Source organism: Nonomuraea sp. NPDC052129, from assembly GCF_040680095.1.
Classification (GTDB): domain Bacteria; phylum Actinomycetota; class Actinomycetes; order Streptosporangiales; family Streptosporangiaceae; genus Nonomuraea.
The window spans coordinates 66,142-82,307 of record NZ_JBFAVX010000039.1 but is presented as its reverse complement, the minus strand read 5'-3'; the positions used below and the strand labels follow the sequence as shown (position 1 = coordinate 82,307).

The following is a 16,166-nucleotide window of genomic DNA, read 5'->3' as shown; positions in this document are numbered from 1 at the left end:
CACGCTGAGTCCGTGCGAGCGCAAGCCCGGCATGCCCGGTCCGACCGGGGTCAGCGGAGTTGGCGGAAGAAGCCGCGGATGTCGTCGACCAGCAGGTCGGGGGCGTCGTGCGCGGCGAAGTGGCTACCCGTGTCGTACACGTTCCAGGACACGATGTTCTTGTGGTCGCGTTCGGCGAACGGGCGGATCGACTGGAAGTCCCAGGCGAAGTTCGCCAGCCCGAGCGGCATGGTCGTGGGTTCCGTCGGCTTGTCCACCACGTGGAAGTCCTCGTAGTAGAGGCGCGCCGATGACGCGGCGGTGTTGGTGAGCCAGTAGATCATCGTGTTGGTCAGCACGTAGTCCGGGTCGAGGTTCGGGCCGAGCAACTGCGCGTTCCAGCCCAGCTGTCCCACGGGCGAGTCGGCCAGCGCGTGTGCCAGGGTCTGCGGCGCGGTGGACTGCAGCTTGTCGTACGCGCCGCCGTTCTCCAGCCACCACCGCAGGAACTGGACCTTCTTCTGGTCCTCCTCGGACAGGCCGGCCAGCTCGGCCGGGTCGCCGGAGGGGAAGGAGAAGACCTGGGTGACGTGCACGCCGATGACGTGCTCGGGATCGTGGCGGCCCACTTCGGGGGAGATGAGCGAGCCGCCGTCGTTGCCGTGCGCGCCGTAGCGCTCGTAGCCGAGGCGGCGCATCAGCTCGGCCCACGCCTTCGCGATCCGGTACCGGTTCCAGCCCCGCTCGGTGGTGGGGCCGGAGAAGCCGAAACCGGGCACCGAGGGGATCACCAGGTGGAAGGCGTCGGCCGGGTCGCCGCCGTGGGCTCGGGGGTCGCTCAGCGGGCCGAGCACATCCAGGTACTCCACGATGGTGGTCGGCCAGCCGTGCGTGAGCAGCAATGGCGTGGCGTCCGGCTCGGGTGAGCGGACGTGCAGGAAGTGCACGTTCTGCCCGTCGATGGTGGTGGTGAACTGCGGGTACGCGTTGAGCTTCGCCTCCCACGCGCGCCAGTCGTACCCGTCGCGCCAGCGCTGGACAAGGCCTCGCAGGTACTGCAGCGAGACGCCGTAGTCGCTGCCGGCGTCGGGCAGTTCGTCGGCCCAGCGGACCCTGGCCAGGCGCTCGGTCAGATCGTCCAGGTCGGCCTGCGGGATGTCGATGCGGAAATCGCGGATCTCGTTCATGTCATCGACTCTGCCGGACCATTAGGAAGACATCACTCCTAATTGTCGGGGATCCTTGAGGAATGTTGGAAACCTCGGCCCGCCTCCTGCGACTGCTCTCCCTCCTGCAAACCCCACGCGACTGGACCGGAACCGAACTCGCCGAGCGCCTCGGGGTGAGCGGGCGGACCGTGCGGACCGACGTGGAGCGCCTGCGCGGCCTCGGCTATCCAGTGCTGGCCACGCGCGGCGCCACCGGCGGCTACCGTCTCGGTGCCGGCGCCGCGCTGCCGCCGCTGCTGCTCGACGACGAGGAAGCGGTCGCCGTCACGGTCGGCCTGCGGACCGCGACGAGTGGCGCCATCGCGGGGATCGAGGAGGCGTCCTTGCGGGCGCTGGCCAAGCTGGAGCAGGTGCTGCCGTCACGGCTGCGGCGCCGGGTCAACACCCTGCAGACCTACACGGTGCCGGTGCCCCGGGACGACCCCGGTCCCAGCGTCGACCCGTCGATCCTGACCACGCTGAGCGCGGTCTGCCGCGACCGGGAACGGCTCCGCTTCGACTACCACGACCACGCCGGCGCCGCCACCGTGCGCACCGTCGAGCCGTACCGGCTGGTCAACTGGGGACGCCGCTGGTACCTGCTGGCCTGGGACGTGGAGGGGGACGACTGGCGCACCTTCCGCGTCGACCGGATACGACCTCGCACCCCGACCGGCCCCCGCTTCGCCCCGCGCGACCTGCCCGACGACGACGTCGCCGCATACGTGTCACGCCGGGTATCCGCCGCCGCCTGGCGTTACCGGGCGCGGGTCACCGTGCACGCGCCGGCCGAGGTCGTCGCCGATCGGATCAGCCCGGCGGTCGGAACAGTGGAAATCGTCGACGAACGCACCTGCGTCTTGCACACCGGCGCGGACACGGTCGAGACCCTCGGCGTCTACCTGGGCCTGCTCGACGCGGACTTCGACGTCACCGGGCCGCCGGAACTCCGCACGCACCTGCGCCGTCTCGCCGAGCGGTACGCACGAGCGACTGGCTGACAGCTTTTGCCGTGTCCTGTCGCCCAGGTGAAGCTCGGACAACAAGCCCTATTCACGCCTTTACTGCCCCAGCTCGCTGAGAAGTGTCAGGGCCTGCTCGGCGAACCCGGCGTGACCGGAATCGGCCGCGCGCCGAAGCGCGGTGGGGTCGCCTCGCATCTCACCCACCCGTAAGGCGGCCTCGCCCTGCTCGGGTTCGCCAAAGGTCGCATAATGATCGCCGAGCTCGGCGTAGGCGGCTGCCGCCAGCTCCGGGAAACGGGTACCGGCCGTTTCCGCGATACACCGCACGTCTTCGGGCAAGTGCATGGCCACCGCCGTCCGCATCAGGCGCTCACCGATGGCGGCGGCAACCTCCTCCGGGTAGGCGTTCTTACTTTCGAGCACGTACCGCCACATCGTCGACCCGAGCTCGGCCGTCACACGCAAGTCCAGCAGGGCAGCCACTATGTCGTCGCCGCCCTCGCGGGCATGGACGAATACCAGATCGGCGGCGATCAGCGCCATCCGTGTGAGGTCGAGGTCGCCGCCGGGCCACGTCGCATCGGCGGTCTCGAAGTCGGCGTCGAGAAGGGCCACGGCGAAGTCGATCACCCCGTCTCCGCCGTCGTACGCCCGCCTCAACTCCTTCAGCGCCCCGGAGCGGTCACCCTCGCTCATGAGCCGATGCGCGCGCTCGGCGGGGGACACCATACCCGCGCGCTCTCGGGCCTCGCCCATGAACTCCGGCCTTCCGAACGAGTGCACGAGCAGGAACGCGGCCCGCGCCTCCGCGTCCCGGCCCTCCTCGGAGAGCCGGACGCAGAGCTCCAAGGCAGCTCTCACCTCGTGGGCGACCCGGTCGCCGAAGTGGAGGGCTTCGAGGTCGATGTCAAGATCGTCAAGGGCCAGCTGCGCCCGCACCGTGGCCTCGGGGTCGTCGACAGCGGTCGCGCGCCGGAACGCGTCAGACGCCCCTTCTCTGTCGCCCCGCTCCGTGAGGATCAGGCCGCGACGCACCAACTGACCGCCCGCCACCGTCCAGCCCCATGATGCGAAGCCGGTGCCCATTCCCTGCCCCTCGCGAAGCGGCTCCAGCCAGCGCGCGTCGGTGACGACGACGTCGTAGTCGGCCTGGACGAGTAGGTCCTCATGTTCCCATCGTTCATGCCACCGGTGGAGGCGCCCATCGAGTTCCGTGTAGTGGGTTTCGTAGAAGCCCGCAAGCTCATCGCCAGGAGGGAGGTTCCGGGCGCTGACTCTCTCCACGCTCTCAATAAAGCGGCCGGCGTTCGCTTCGACCCAGTCCGGGTCGAGGGTGTCTTCAAGCGCGACGTGGCCGTTGAGCGGGCCGCGCCGCCGTCCCGCCTCCCCGTCGGCGGCCTGCCACAACACGCCGAAGAAGAAGCTCCGCCCCTGAGGAAGAAGATCGCTGTGAGGCTGGGACGGATCGTAGTCGGCCAGGAACACGCGCAGGCGAACGCGGCACTCGTCCAGTTCCAGTACGCGGACGCCGTGGGTGTAGATGATCATTCGGCCCTCAATCGTCGATCATGAGCGGGGTCGGCGGTCATGAACTATAGGGCGGACAGAGACCATTCCCACCACGCGGCCCCGCCTGCTTCGCCCAGGTAAGCCAGCGCCGGGCTCCTAGGGTGCGGTGCGGTAGAACTCGGCCGCGGTGACGGTGGCGGGGATGCCGAGTTCGGCGGCGACCGCGGTGATCGCGGTGGCGCCGACGTCGAGGTCGACTTGGCCGTCGGGGCTGAAATACGGTGCGATGAACGTCTCGTAGTGGGCCCGGACTTCGTCCGCGGTGTGTCGGCCGATGAACGTCTGCATGTGCCGCAGCGTGATGTCGGGTTCGTTGCGGATCGTCTCCAGGGCGCGCCGGTGGGCTCGTACGACCGCCTGGACTGCGGGGTCGTCAGGCTGGACGTAGGTGGGGTCGACGGCCACGCCCACGGTGGGGATCTGGAAGTGGTCGCCGATCCAGGCCGGCACCTGCCAACCGTTCTCGGCGGCTACCGCCTCCGGCGCCATGGTGCTGCCGACCAAGGCGGCGTCGATCTTTCCGTCGCGCAGCCGGCGCAGGTCCATGCCGTAGTCGCCGGGCGGGCGGACGATGGTCTGGATGTCGCGGTCCGGGTCGAGGCCGGCCTGGCGCAGGACGATCCGGGCGAAGCAGCCAGGTGCGGTGTGGGGGGCGTGTATCGCCAGCCGCCGGCCGGCCAGGTCGGCCAGGGAGGTCAGGCCGGAGCGGGCGAGGAACCAGAACAGCGGGCGGTGGGTGTTGACATTGAGTGCGACCCAGGGGATGCCATCGGTCAGCCGGGTCAGCAGTGCCCGGCCGAGTCCGATGGTGGCGCCGTGGCGCACCCGCTCGTTGTCCCAGGCGCAGCCGTCGCGCAGCGCGACGTGGACGCCCTCGTCGGCATAGTAGTCCCGCTGGTCGGCGATGTAGGCGGCCAGTTCCTCGTGCAGGCCCCGCCCGACGAAGGTGAGATCGATCGTGTCCATGGACGTCTTTCCTTGATCGTGTCACCGCGCGTGCCGTGACGGTGTACCGGATGCCGGCCAGACTGGGGTCACTACATGGACATCCCGCCGTCGACCGCGGCCGTCGTGCCGGTCATGAAGCCGTTGTCCTCGCTGGCGTAGAAGGCGACCACTTGGGCGACGTCGCTTGTCTGTGCCAGGCGGCCCAGGGGAGTGGCGGCCAGTTGCTGCCTCTTCTGCTCCTCGTCGAGCGCCTTCGCCGCAATGCGGGTGTCCTCCACCGGGCCAGGCTCGACGACGTTGACCGTGATGCCCCGCGGGCCCAGCTCCTGGGCGAGGTAGCGGGCGAACTGCACCAGCGCGGCCTTGGCCGTGCCCAGTGCGATCATGTTCTTCCGGGGCCGGTGGCTGAGGCCGGTACCGATGTAGACGATGCGTCCCCAGCCCTGTTCGGCCATGGAGGGCAGGACGGCTTTGGTGATCACGTACGCCGCGCGCATCTCGTCGTCGAGCTTGCCGCCCAGTTCTTCCCATGTCATGTCCTGGAACGGCTTGATCGCGTACGGGGTGAGAGCGTTGTGCACGAGCACGTCGATGCCGCCCCATGCCGCCCGTACCCGCTCGGTCAGGCTCTCGACCGCCGCCGCCTCGCGTACGTCGGCCTGCACGGCCATGGCCTGGCCGCCCGCGGCCTCGATGCCGGCCACGATCTCCTCGGCTGCCGCGCCGCTGCGGAGGTAGTTGACCACTACGCGCATCCCTCGCTCGGCCAGAAGGCGCGCGGTGGCCGCACCGATTCCGCTGCTGGACCCTGTCACCAATGCCACCCTGCTGGTCACCCCAGTCACGGGCCCACCTCCTGCTCTTTTCACGGGCTGCTCTTTTTCGCGGGCTGCTCTTTTTCGCGGGCTGCTCTTTTCGCGGGCCGTCGGCATGACCGCCCCGAGTCGTACATCGTCGATGCCGGGGGTGTGTTTAAGGGGATCGTTCCGAAGAGGCGGATGCGCGCGAGCTATCCGTGGTCGCCTAACGACTCGACTTCGCTGTGCTCCCCCATGAGCTCCGCATACCCGGCCACATGGGGTTCTATCGCTTCGGTCGGTTGCCGGTTATGGCGTCATCCGACCCGCTGCAGGGCGCGCTCGCGGCGCGCCGTCATGGTTGAGCCGGACTCGCCGCGCGCCATCCTCCGCAGCACCACCGGCGCCAGGAGCAGGCCGAGCACCGCCCAGGCACCGAGTACGCCGACGGTCTCCAGGTGTCGCCAGGATTGGCCGATCTCGATGGCCGTCGCCGAGTCCGGCAGCAGGGCTGACCGCATGCCCAGGCCCATCCAGTAGATGGGGAAGGTCTGGGCGATCCATTGCAGCCATTCGGGCAGCGCGGTGATCGGGTAGAAGATGCCGGAGATGCCGATCACGGCCAGGAACGGTAGCTGGATGAGCCCTTGGGCGCGTGCGCTGGTGAACACCGAGCCCAGGACCGCGCCGAGCGGCAGGGTCGCGACCAGGCCGAGCGCCAGCGTCCAGGCCAGGGTGGGCCAGGAGCCGGGGCCGATCCGCAGGCCCTCGACGAGGAGCATGGCGGGCACCAGGAAGATGACCAGATCGGCTAAGAGACTGCCGGAGACCGAGATCACCTTGCCGATGAGATAGGCGGGCATCCCGTGCGGGGTCGCCTTGGCGCGCAGCAGGGTGCCGTCCTCGCGGTCGGCGGTGAGTTGCTGGCTCATACTGATCATGCCGGTCGCGGCGTTCATGCCCAGGATGCTCGGCAGCGCCAGCATGCCCAGCAGGAGCCCGCTGGATCCGAAGGGCAGGTCCCGGATGAAGAACATGGTGGCCACCATCAGTCCGGGCCAGAGGAAGTGGGAGAACAGATCGGCGCCGTTGGTGAACGACTGTCGCAGCTCGATGCGGCCGCGGGTCCAGCCGGTGCGCAGTACGGTCGTGGCCGGGTTCATCGTGTGGCCTCCTGGGGAGATTCGGCCTGGCGGACCAGGGAGAGGTAGATCTGTTCCAGCGAGGCACGGTGGACTTCGAGCTCGTGGATGTCGTCGCCGTATCGGGCGAACAGCTCGCGGGCGAGCGTGGTCGAGTCGGTGGTCCGCTCCGTGAAGCGCTGCCCGCCGCGCAGCCAGCGCACCTCGTCCTCGCCGGTGATCCGCTGCGCGAGTTCGCCGGCCGTGCCGTCGGCGATGATCCGCCCGCCGTTGAGTACGAGGATGCGGTCGGCCAGCTTCTCGGCCTCGTCCAGATCGTGGGTGGTGAGCAGGACGGTGGTCTCGCCGGTGCCGACGACGCGTCGTACCAGATCGTGGAACTCGTGTCTGGCCTGCGGGTCGAACGAGGCGGTGGGCTCGTCGAGGAACAGCAGCTCGGGACGGCCCACCAGGCCGATCGCCACGTCCAGCCTGCGCCGCTGTCCGCCGGACAGCATCCTGAGCTTCTTGCCGGCGTGCTCGGTCAGGCCGACCGCCTCGATCAGCTCGTCGGGGTGCCAGGGCCGCTGTATCCGCGGTGTGGTGTACGGGGCGTAGTAGGTGCCGAGGTGGGTCAGGAACTCGCGTACGCGCCATTTGCCATGATCGCGCCAGGACTGCAGCACGACCCCGAGCCGGGCCCGCCACCGCTCGTCGCCGTGCGCGGGGTCGGTGCCGAGCACCTTGACCTGGCCCCGTGAGCGGGTGCGGAAGCCCTCCAGGATCTCGATTGTGGTGGTCTTGCCGGCGCCGTTCGGGCCCAGCAGGGCCAGCACCTCGCCGTGGCGGGCGTGGAAGGTGACGTCGTGCAGGACGTCGACCGAGCCGTAGCGCATGTGCAGCCCGCCGACGTCGAGCACGACCTTGTCACTCGTCGTCATGAGATGACCTTTCTTCGTGGATTGAGCGCCTCGGCCTCGCCGCACATGCCGGTGTGGGGCGTTGCGAGGGCATGCCTGATCACGGCCTGAGCCGAGCGGCCCGCGTCGCTGCGCGGGCGGCTGCGGCCCAGGCCGGGCCATAGGGAAAGGGAACGCCAGACCGGGACGGTTCAGAACGGGACGGTTCAGAACAGGACGGTTCAGACGGGTAGGCGAGGCGGTGGGCCTACCAGCTGTTCCCGGCGAGCGCCTCCCGAGCGCGTGCCATCAGATCCACCCGGTCCAGACCGGCCAGGGCGAGCGCGCGGGGGACCGTGCCGATCTCGGTGTCCAGGATGCCGAGCAGCAGATGCGCCGGCCGCAGGTCCTTCTTGCCGGTGGCGGCGGTGAAGCCGCGTTCGATCGCGAGCCGCGCCGAAGCGCCGAGCTTCGGAGGCTCGCGGGTGGCGGCGGGTTTGGGGAGGTCTAAGGCGGCGACGCTCACGCCGACCGCACTCAGGCTGTGCTCGAACTCCCTGTCGAGCGCGTCCCGGATCGCCTGCCGCCCGAGCCCGGCAGCGGCCAGGACGCGGTGGGTGGCGGTGCCTTCGTCGGCCGCGATCGCCAGCAGAAGATGGTGGGCCTCGATCGCCGAGGACCCATTCTCTTGTGCCTCCGCCGCCCCCCGCTCCATGATCGCGTTGATGTAGTGATCCATCGCACTCACTGTCGTCTCCTCAGCGCGACTCCGGCGGCGATGAGCCGCTTGACGTGCTTCTTGTGAACCGCCTGGCGGGTGACGCCGAGGGCCTCGGCGACATCCGGCCAGCTCCAGCCCGCGCGCATGGCCTGCTCCACGGCGGCGTCCTCCAGCCGATCGGCCAAGAGCCGCAGCGCCACGACGGCCGCCAGCGAGTCGGCGGGATCCTTGGGAACGGGTACGTCTTCGACCGGCATATAAGCAACCCTAGTTGACTAGCCGTCGATAGTCAACGTCGGTTGCTTAGAACCTCAGACGACAAGTAGGGGTGTAGCCAAGGTAAGCCCAAAACCCACAATCGCGATCTTGGTTGAGCAAGTCGAGCGGGTCAGCCGCTGGTCCGAGGGGCGAGCAGGCTGGTGATCTCGGCGATGGCGTCCGGTGAGGGCTTGAAGTAGCGCCGCAGGTTCTCCGGTTTCTTGTGCCGGGATTTGGCCATCAGCATCAGCAGGCTCGCGCCCGCCTCGCCCAGGTGGGTCAGCGCCGAGTGGCGGAATTCGTGCAGGTCCCACCCCGTGCCGGGGCCGTTCAGCGCGGTGTGCTCGTCCAGCAGGGCGCGGGCCTGGCCGTAGGACAGGCGGGCCAGGCCGGTGTCGGGGCAGATGTCGCGGGGGCTGACGACCTTGCCGGGGCCGGGGCGGCGGTGGGTGACGAAGACCGGGCCGCGGGTGCGGCCTTTGAGCAGGCGAGGGAGCAGCCGAGCGGCGCCGGCGTCCCAGTAGACGGTCTCCAGCACGAAGTCCTCGCGGGCCTGACCGCGGCGGCGGGTCTTGGCGTGGGCGCCCTTGGCCTTGACCCGTGCCTGGCGGGCCGTCAGGCACGGGTCCTCGATGTTGAGGGTGAGGATTTCCTCGGCCCGGGCGGCCGTCTCATACAGGAGCCTGTAGAGGGTTTTCTCCCGGACGCCGACGTCGCGGCGGATGATCAGCCGGTCGATCGCGGTCTTGGAGCGGGCGGGGGTCTGGCTGTCGGGTGCGGTCAGCCGCTTGGCCCAGGCGGGTACGGCTGGTGCGGTGTGGCCGTGCTCGCGGCACCAGGCCAGCCAGGACAGTACGGCGGCGCGGCGGGCGTTCCAGGTGTTTGTTGGGGTGTCGTTAACCAACGTGGCACCAGCCGCCATATAGGTCCTGAACTGGGAAATCAGCTTCCCGGTTCCAGCCCAGCTCGCCTTGTTAGCTGTTCGAGGGTGTTCCTTCGCAGCGGTCTGACGGTGCCATCAGGAACGGGGCATGGCCAGATACTTGCTCTCCAGATACTCCTCGATGCCGGCTCGTCCGCCTTCTCTGCCCAGGCCGGAATGTTTGACACCACCGAAGGGGGCCGCAGGGTTGGAGACCAGGCCGGTGTTGACACCTACCATGCCGACGTCCAGCGCCTCGCCGAGCCGGAAGGCGCGGTCGAGGTCCGTGGTGAACACATAGCCGACCAATCCCCAGTCGGTGTCGTTGGCCAGCCGCACGGCCTCGTCCTCGTCGTCGAACGGGATGATCGGCGCCACGGGGCCGAAGATCTCGGTGGACATCAGCGAGGCGTCCGTGGGCACGTCGGCAAGCACCGTGGGGGCGTAGAAGTAGCCGTGGCCGCTGAGCCGCGATCCGCCCACGACGACCGACGCGCCCCTGCGTACCGCGTCGTCCACCAGCCGTTCGACCTTTTCCAGCCCGGCCCGGTCGATGAGCGGCCCGACCTCGGCTCCTCGGGTCGTGCCGTCGGCGACCTTGAGCGCCGACATGCGCTCGCCCAGCTTGGCGCTGAACTCGCCGGCCACGGATTGGTGGACGAAGAACCGGTTGGCGGCCGTGCACGCCTCGCCCATGTTGCGCATCTTCGCGGTCACGGCGCCCTCGACGGCGCGGTCGAGGGCAGCGTCCTCGCAGACGAGGAAGGGCGCGTTGCCGCCCAGCTCCATGGACGAGCGCATCACGTTCTCGGCGGCCTGGGCGAGCAGCAGCCTGCCGACGTCGGTGGACCCGGTGAAGCTGATCTTCCGGGCGATGCCGCTGCGCATCCACGGGCCGACCACGCCGCCGGGGCCGGAGGTGGTGACGACGTTCAGCACTCCCGCCGGCAGTCCCGCCTCGGTGAGGATGCGGGTCAGGGCGAGTGAGGTGAGCGGCGTCTGCTCGGCCGGCTTGAACACCATGGTGCAACCGGCGGCGACGGCCGGGCCGATCTTGCGCGCGCCCATGGCGAGCGGGAAGTTCCACGGGGTCACCAGCACGCACGGCCCGACCGGGCCCTTGGTCACCAGGATGCGGGTGCGGCCGTCTCCGCTGAGAGTGTGGTCGCCCCCGATCCTGACCGCTTCCTCGGCGAACCATCGGAAGAACTCGGCGCCGTACATCACCTCGCCGCGCGCTTCGGCCAGAGGCTTGCCCATCTCGGCTGTGATGAGGGCTGCCAGCTCGTCTGTGCGGTCCACGATGATCTCGTAGGTGCGGCGTAGGATCTCTCCGCGCTCGCGCGGTGCGCTCCGCGACCAGTCGAGTTGCCGTGCGCCCGCGACCTCGATGGCGCGACGGGCGTCGGTGCCGTCGCCGTCGGCGACCATGGCGATGGTCTCGCCGGTCGCCGGGTTCTCCACGGCGAAGGTCCGCCCGGACGCGGACGGGCCCCACGTGCCGTCGATGAACAGGCCGTGTGTGGTCATGGGTGGTGCCTTTCTTCTGGAGCGGGGTCGAGCAGCTCGGCGAGGTGCATGGCCGTTCGGCCGGGGTCGAGCTGGCGCACCTGCATGTGGCAGCTGAATCCGTCGGTCAGCACCGGCAGGCCGGGTGTGGCGCGCAGGGCGGGGGCCAGGGACTGCTCGGCGACCCGCATGCTCATCTGGAAGTGCTGGGCTTCGAAGCCGAAGTTGCCCGCCACGCCGCAGCAGCCGGCCGACTCCTGCACGATTGTGACGCCGGCCGCCTGGAGAGCCTGGCGCTGGTGGGCTGCGCCGAGGATCGCGTACTCGTGGCAGTGGGTCTGGACCGCTACGCCGTCCGGCGCCCGGTCGGCGGCGGGCCGGGGCCGCCAGCCTGCCGCGACCAGCTCGGTCACCGTCGCCGAGAAGCCGCGCACGCGGGAGGCTACCCTGCGGGCGGCTGCGGTGCCGACGAGCTCGGGCAGGTCCTTGGTCAGAGCCGCCGCGCAGCTCGGTTCGAGCACGATGATGGGCCGGTCGGTGCCGTCGTCGAGGAGCGCGACCGTCCGGCTGAGCCGTTCGGCGGCGGCGCGCAACTGGCCGGTGGAGATCCACGTGAGGCCGCAGCATACGTCGCTCCGGCATTCGACGGAGTCCGCGGCGGTGCGCAGCACTCGCGCCGCCGCGCCGGCCACGTGCGGGCGGAAGCCCTTGGTGAAGCTGTCCACGACCAGCACGAGCCCGTCGCGCCCGCCGGACGGGCCCGGCCGGCCGAGCGCGCGGCTCAGCTCTCGCTTTCCGGCGAAGCGGGGCAGGGCCCTGCCGGGCGCCACGCCGCCGAGCCGGGCCAGGTGGGGTCCGAGCCGGGTGGCCAGCAGCGCGTTCACCGCAGGCGCGAGCCGTCCAGTGACACGCAGCCACCGTGGGAGCCAGCCGAGGCTGTAGTGGGAGACCGGGCGTGGCCGTCCCCGGTAGTAGTGGTGGAGGAACTCGGCCTTGTAGGTCGCCATGTCGACCCCGGCGGGGCAGTCGCTGGAGCATGCCTTGCAGGACAAGCACAGGTCCAGTGCCTCGCGCGCGTCGTCCGAGCGCCAGCCGGTGCCTCCCCTGAGCATCTCCTGCAGGACCCGTGCCCTGCCGCGGGTGGAGTCCTTCTCGTCGCGGGTGGCGCGGTAGCTCGGGCACATGAAACCCCCGCCGGTGGTACGGCAGCGGCCCACGCCCACGCAGCTCTGGACCGCATGGGCGAAGGGGGCGACGCCGCGGGCGGGAGCGAAGTCGAAAGCCGTGTCCCAGCGCCGGTCCGGCACCTCGGCGAGCACGAGCCCGACAGTCGGGCTGCCCGCGCGCACGATGGTGCCGGGGTTGAGCAGCCCGTCGGGGTCCCAGAGGTCCTTGAACTCCTCGAAGGCAGCGATCATCTCGGCGGAGTACATGAGCGGCAGCAGCTCGGATCGGGCCCGCCCGTCGCCGTGCTCACCGGACAGGGAGCCGCCGTGGGAGACGACGAGCTCCGCCGCGGCGCGCAGGAAGTCGCGCATCACGCGCCTGCCTTGGCTCGTGCGCTGGTCGAAGGTGACCCGCATGTGCACGCAGCCGGCCCCGAAGTGCCCGTACATCACCCCTCGCAGCCCGTGCTCGGACAGCAACTCGCGCAGATCGGCGAGGTAGGCCGCCAGGCGTTCCGGTGCGACGGCCGAGTCCTCCCACCCCGGCCATGACTCCTCACCGGGCCACGACTCATCCCGCGACGGCTCGTCTTGCGACGGCGGTGGCAGCCGGCTGGACAGCCCGGCGCCGTCCTCGCGCACCCGCCACAGCGAGGCGCGATCGTCGGCGCTGTCGACCACGCGCCCGTCGACGAGCCGGCCGGCCGCGGCCAGGCGGCGCATCAGGTCGGCGGCGGAGTTGTCGACGGTGGCGAGGTCGTCGCCGTCGAGTTCGACGTACAGCCACGCCTCGCCCTCCGGCAGCCCGCTGACCGACTCGTGCCCGCGCCGCCGCCGCATCGTGTCGACGATCACCTGGTCCATGCCCTCCACGGCGGTGGGCCGGCACCGCAAGATCGTTTCGACGTCCATGGCCGCCTCCACCACGTCCCGGTAGCCCAGGCACAGCAGCCGTGTCGCGGGCGCCACCGGAACCAGCCGGACCGTGGCGGCGACCACCAGCACGCACGCTCCCTCGCTGCCGACCAGGGAGCGCGCCACGTCGAAGCCGTTCTCCGGCAGCAGGTGCCCCAGGTGGAAGCCGGACACCTGGCGCGGGATCCGGCCCAGCTCGGTGCGTAGGGCGGCCAGGTGGCGGCGGGCCAACTCGCCGAGCCCGGCCGACAGCTCGGCGGCCCTGCGCACGGACGCCGTGTCGTCGGGGTCGGTCGCGGTCAGGCCGCCGCGGTGCGCGGTCAGCCGCAGGCCGTCGGCGGTCACCACGTCCAGCGAGAGCACGTGGTCGGACGTCCTGCCGTGCCGCACGGAGCGGTTGCCGCAGGCGTCGTTGCCGACGGCGCCGCCGATGGTCGCCCTGGTCCTGGAGGAGGGATCGGGCGCGAACGTCAGCCGCCCGCCGGTGGCGGCCTCCGCTTCGCGCGCCAGGTCGCTGAGCACGACACCGGCCTCCACGCGTGCGGTCGCCTGCCGTTCGTCGATCTCCAGGATCCTGTTCAGGTGCCGGGAGAAGTCGATGACGAGTCCGGGGCCGATCGCGTTGCCCGCCATGGACGTGCCGCCGCCGCGGCCGGTCAGGGGCAGGTTCGCCGCCTGGCACCGCCGTGCGATCAGGGCCACCTCGCCGGCGTCGCGGGGGAAGGCGACCGCGGCGGGCCGCACGCGGTAGTTGGACGCGTCGTAGGAGTACTCCGCGATCCGCCGCTCGTCCGTCTCGACCTGGACCCCGTTCTCCCGCAGCGCGGACACGGCAGTTGTGGCGGCGTCCATCACGCGCCCGCCAGCGCGCGGCGCGGGTTGTCGATCATGAGCTGGTCGAACTCCTCTTCTTCCAGGCCCGCGGCGACCAGGTGCCGTCGGACGGTGGTGAGCAGGTGGGTGAGCCCGACCCCGCCCTCGTCCGGCCAGTCGGCGGTGGTGCACAGGTCGTGCGAGAGCAGCAGCCGGCCCAGCCGCCCGAACCTGGCGAAGCCCAGGACGCGGGAGGCCAGGTGGTCGAGGTCCTGCGGGCGGCGTGAGCGCAGGTTGTCGAATTGCACCCACGCTCCCCTGGCGGCCAGCTCAAGCGCGTATTCCAGGGGCGCCTTCACCGTGTCGACGTGACCGATGATCACCCGCTCCGGCGGCACCCCCTCTTCCCCGCACAGCAGGTCGAGCTGGACCAGGCCCACCGGCCACCGCGCGGCGTGCGTGGTCACCGGAACACCGGTACGGCGGTGCGCCCGGGCCGCGGCGCGGAAGGAACGTTCCTCGGCGGCCGACAGATACCATTTGTCGGCGCCGATCTCGCCGATGATGCCGGCGCGTACGCCGCCGGTCCCCGGGATGCCCTCCTTGATGTCCCGGACGAGCTCGTCGGCGATGCTGTCGGCGCAGTGCCGGTCGAACCAGTCTCGGTCCAGGTAGGGGTCGCGGTAGTGGCCCGTTCCCAGCACCAGGCGGACGCCGGTCCTGGCCGCGACCTCGGCCAGCGCGGTCACGTTGGCGAGGGGGCGGGCGCTGCCGTACGAGCAGCCGGTGCCCGCCTCCTCGCGGTTGTGGGAGCCCGCCGGGTCGGGAGCGGCGCCGTCGGCCAGCTCCGCCACGGTCAGCTCGACGATGGTGCCGCCGCCCGCACCGGCGAACCTGCCGACCTCACGCACGATCATGTCCAGGTCGTTGACGAGCCCCGCTCGCCGCTGTTCCCGCATCTGGTTGATGAACAGGTGCTCGTGCATGAGGGTGATGCCGAGGTCGGCGGCGGGAACGGGGCCACCGATCGTCATGACCGTCTCACCGGCCGGCGATCCGGATGTCATGGCGGGCCTTGCCTAGTCTTCGAGCCGGGCGAACCGGGTCTCGCGGGTGGTGAGCGCGGTGATGAGGGTGATGACCGCCGCCACGACGCCGAACAGGGCGGGCGCGAGGCTGGAGCCCATCGCCTGCCGCAGCCAGGCGACCACGAAGCCGGCGGTGCCGCCGAAGACGGCCACCGCGAAGCCGTAGCTGACCGCCAGAGCCGTGTAGCGGGTGCGCCTGGACATCAGCTCGGTGATGACGGTGGTGAAGGGGCCGGCGTAGACCGCGATCGCCACCGCCATGAGCATCAGCCCGGCGAGGATCAAGCCGGTGGAGCCCGAGGAGATGAGCAGGAAGCTCGGGTAGGTGGCCACGACCATCAGCGCCGCTCCCGCGATGAGCACCGGCTTGCGGCCGATGCGGTCGGACAGGCGGCCGAACAGGCCGATCACCCCGAGCTGGACGATCAGCGAGAGGCTGTAGAGCGCCACCGCCGCGCCCTGCGACAGGTCGGAGACGGTGACGATGTAGGACTGCATGTTGACGTAGGTGTAGCTCATGATGGTGAACCCGATGACCAGGCCGATCCCGCGCAGGACGGCGCGGCCGTCGCTCCGCAGCGCCTCGATGAAGGGTGAGCGGGGGATGTCGTCCTGCTTCTTGGCCCCCTCCATGACCGGGGTGTCGCCCAGGCGGCGGCGGATGTAGACACCGGCGAAGGCCGCGACGGCCCCGATCACGAACGGCACCCGCCATCCCCAGGTCTCCATCTGCGCCTGGGTGAGGGAGAAGCTCAGTCCCGCCACGATGCCGGCGCCGACCAGGTTGCCGCCGATGAGCGCCATGTAGTGGATGGCGCCGTAGAAGCCCCGGCGGCCCTGCGGCGCGTGCTCGATGAGGAAGGAGGCGCCGCCCGCGAACTCGCCGCCGCCGGAGAAGCCTTGCCCGCAGCGGGCCACGACCAGCACCACGGGTCCGAGGATGCCGGCGGTCGCGTGGGTGGGGGCGACGGCCAGCAGGGCGGTGGAGACGCCCATCACGATGATGGTCAGCGCGAGCGCCTCCTTGCGCCCGTACCGGTCGCCGATGTGGCCGAAGGCCACGGCGCCGAGCGGGCGGAACAGGAAGCCGACGCCGAACACCGCCAGGGCGCTCAACAGCGAGACGCCGGGAGTGCCGGTGGGGAAGAAGGCGGCCGCGATCCAGGTCGCCAGCGCGGCGTAGACGGAGAAGTCGTACCACTCCAGCATGGTGCCGACCGCAGCCGCGGCGATCACCCGCGATTTACGCGTGGCAGTGGGTTGGGCGGGGGGTGTGAGCATGGTGCGA

General features: G+C 70.5%; 14 protein-coding genes. 1 reads left to right on the top strand and 13 read right to left on the bottom strand.

The genetic code is table 11. From position 1 onward, the window contains the following. Nucleotides 1-50: 50 nt before the first annotated feature. Nucleotides 51-1,166 carry an epoxide hydrolase family protein gene (locus AB0L53_RS50105; RefSeq protein ID WP_364011145.1) on the bottom strand — a complete coding sequence of 372 codons (1,116 nt, stop codon included), beginning with the start codon at nt 1,164-1,166 and terminating at the stop codon, nt 51-53. Nucleotides 1,167-1,228: 62 nt separating this feature from the next. Between AB0L53_RS50105 and AB0L53_RS50100 the strand changes: the two genes are divergently transcribed. Next, nucleotides 1,229-2,188 carry a YafY family protein gene (locus AB0L53_RS50100; protein ID WP_364011142.1) on the top strand — a complete coding sequence of 320 codons (960 nt, stop codon included), beginning with the start codon at nt 1,229-1,231 and terminating at the stop codon, nt 2,186-2,188. Nucleotides 2,189-2,248: 60 nt separating this feature from the next. Here the strand turns inward: AB0L53_RS50100 and AB0L53_RS50095 are convergent, their stop codons facing one another. From AB0L53_RS50095 to AB0L53_RS50040, 12 genes are all read right to left on the bottom strand, one after another. Beyond that, a complete protein-coding gene (locus tag AB0L53_RS50095) occupies nt 2,249-3,700 on the bottom strand; it encodes a hypothetical protein (protein ID WP_364011139.1) in 1,452 nt (483 codons plus the stop codon). A 117-nt stretch (nt 3,701-3,817) separates the two neighbouring features. Further along, nucleotides 3,818-4,687 carry an ABC transporter substrate-binding protein gene (locus AB0L53_RS50090; RefSeq protein WP_364011136.1) on the bottom strand — a complete coding sequence of 290 codons (870 nt, stop codon included), beginning with the start codon at nt 4,685-4,687 and terminating at the stop codon, nt 3,818-3,820. Nucleotides 4,688-4,758: 71 nt separating this feature from the next. Beyond that, nucleotides 4,759-5,514 (bottom strand): SDR family oxidoreductase, encoded by a 756-nt coding sequence (locus AB0L53_RS50085; RefSeq protein ID WP_364011133.1) that lies wholly within the window; start codon nt 5,512-5,514, stop codon nt 4,759-4,761. 269 nt (nt 5,515-5,783) lie between these two features. Beyond that, entirely contained in the window at nt 5,784-6,629 is an 846-nt protein-coding gene (locus AB0L53_RS50080) for an ABC transporter permease (protein ID WP_364011130.1), read from the bottom strand. Then, the gene (locus AB0L53_RS50075) at nt 6,626-7,528 is read right to left on the bottom strand and encodes an ABC transporter ATP-binding protein (RefSeq protein ID WP_364011127.1); all 903 of its coding nucleotides are present in this window, start codon (nt 7,526-7,528) and stop codon (nt 6,626-6,628) included. Before AB0L53_RS50075 ends, AB0L53_RS50080 begins: the two co-directional genes overlap by 4 nt. Nucleotides 7,529-7,754: 226 nt before the next feature. Then, nucleotides 7,755-8,225 (bottom strand): Clp protease N-terminal domain-containing protein, encoded by a 471-nt coding sequence (locus AB0L53_RS50070; RefSeq protein WP_364011272.1) that lies wholly within the window; start codon nt 8,223-8,225, stop codon nt 7,755-7,757. 5 nt (nt 8,226-8,230) lie between these two features. Next, nucleotides 8,231-8,464, bottom strand: a complete 234-nt coding sequence (locus AB0L53_RS50065) for a winged helix-turn-helix domain-containing protein (protein WP_357955340.1) — start codon at nt 8,462-8,464, stop codon at nt 8,231-8,233. A 131-nt stretch (nt 8,465-8,595) separates the two neighbouring features. Continuing rightward, nucleotides 8,596-9,369 carry a site-specific integrase gene (locus AB0L53_RS50060; protein ID WP_364011123.1) on the bottom strand — a complete coding sequence of 258 codons (774 nt, stop codon included), beginning with the start codon at nt 9,367-9,369 and terminating at the stop codon, nt 8,596-8,598. A 114-nt stretch (nt 9,370-9,483) separates the two neighbouring features. Next, complete coding sequence (locus AB0L53_RS50055; RefSeq protein ID WP_364011120.1) at nt 9,484-10,917, bottom strand: NAD-dependent succinate-semialdehyde dehydrogenase; 1,434 nt, start codon at nt 10,915-10,917, stop codon at nt 9,484-9,486. Next, nucleotides 10,914-13,829, bottom strand: coding sequence for an FAD-binding and (Fe-S)-binding domain-containing protein (locus AB0L53_RS50050; RefSeq protein WP_364011117.1), 2,916 nt, complete (start codon nt 13,827-13,829; stop codon nt 10,914-10,916). The genes AB0L53_RS50055 and AB0L53_RS50050 overlap by 4 nt, the downstream gene beginning before the upstream one ends. Then, nucleotides 13,829-14,824, bottom strand: coding sequence for a hypothetical protein (locus AB0L53_RS50045; RefSeq protein WP_364011114.1), 996 nt, complete (start codon nt 14,822-14,824; stop codon nt 13,829-13,831). The genes AB0L53_RS50050 and AB0L53_RS50045 overlap by 1 nt, the downstream gene beginning before the upstream one ends. 45 nt (nt 14,825-14,869) lie before the next feature. Continuing rightward, nucleotides 14,870-16,159: an MFS transporter gene (locus AB0L53_RS50040; protein ID WP_364011111.1), complete on the bottom strand. Its 1,290-nt coding sequence runs from the start codon at nt 16,157-16,159 to the stop codon at nt 14,870-14,872. Between the last annotated feature and the right edge of the window lie 7 nt (nt 16,160-16,166).

Bases quoted from the DNA above. Each gene is read 5' to 3' on its own strand.
- AB0L53_RS50105 (WP_364011145.1), bottom strand. From the start codon at position 1,166: ATGAACGAGATCCGCGATTTCCGCATCGACATCCCGCAGGCCGACCTG.
- AB0L53_RS50100 (WP_364011142.1), top strand. From the start codon at position 1,229: ATGTTGGAAACCTCGGCCCGCCTCCTGCGACTGCTCTCCCTCCTGCAA.
- AB0L53_RS50095 (WP_364011139.1), bottom strand. From the start codon at position 3,700: ATGATCATCTACACCCACGGCGTCCGCGTACTGGAACTGGACGAGTGC.
- AB0L53_RS50090 (WP_364011136.1), bottom strand. From the start codon at position 4,687: ATGGACACGATCGATCTCACCTTCGTCGGGCGGGGCCTGCACGAGGAA.
- AB0L53_RS50080 (WP_364011130.1), bottom strand. From the start codon at position 6,629: ATGAACCCGGCCACGACCGTACTGCGCACCGGCTGGACCCGCGGCCGC.
- AB0L53_RS50075 (WP_364011127.1), bottom strand. From the start codon at position 7,528: ATGACGACGAGTGACAAGGTCGTGCTCGACGTCGGCGGGCTGCACATG.
- AB0L53_RS50070 (WP_364011272.1), bottom strand. From the start codon at position 8,225: ATGGATCACTACATCAACGCGATCATGGAGCGGGGGGCGGCGGAGGCA.
- AB0L53_RS50065 (WP_357955340.1), bottom strand. From the start codon at position 8,464: ATGCCGGTCGAAGACGTACCCGTTCCCAAGGATCCCGCCGACTCGCTG.
- AB0L53_RS50055 (WP_364011120.1), bottom strand. From the start codon at position 10,917: ATGACCACACACGGCCTGTTCATCGACGGCACGTGGGGCCCGTCCGCG.
- AB0L53_RS50050 (WP_364011117.1), bottom strand. From the start codon at position 13,829: ATGGACGCCGCCACAACTGCCGTGTCCGCGCTGCGGGAGAACGGGGTC.
- AB0L53_RS50045 (WP_364011114.1), bottom strand. From the start codon at position 14,824: ATGACGATCGGTGGCCCCGTTCCCGCCGCCGACCTCGGCATCACCCTC.
- AB0L53_RS50040 (WP_364011111.1), bottom strand. From the start codon at position 16,159: ATGCTCACACCCCCCGCCCAACCCACTGCCACGCGTAAATCGCGGGTG.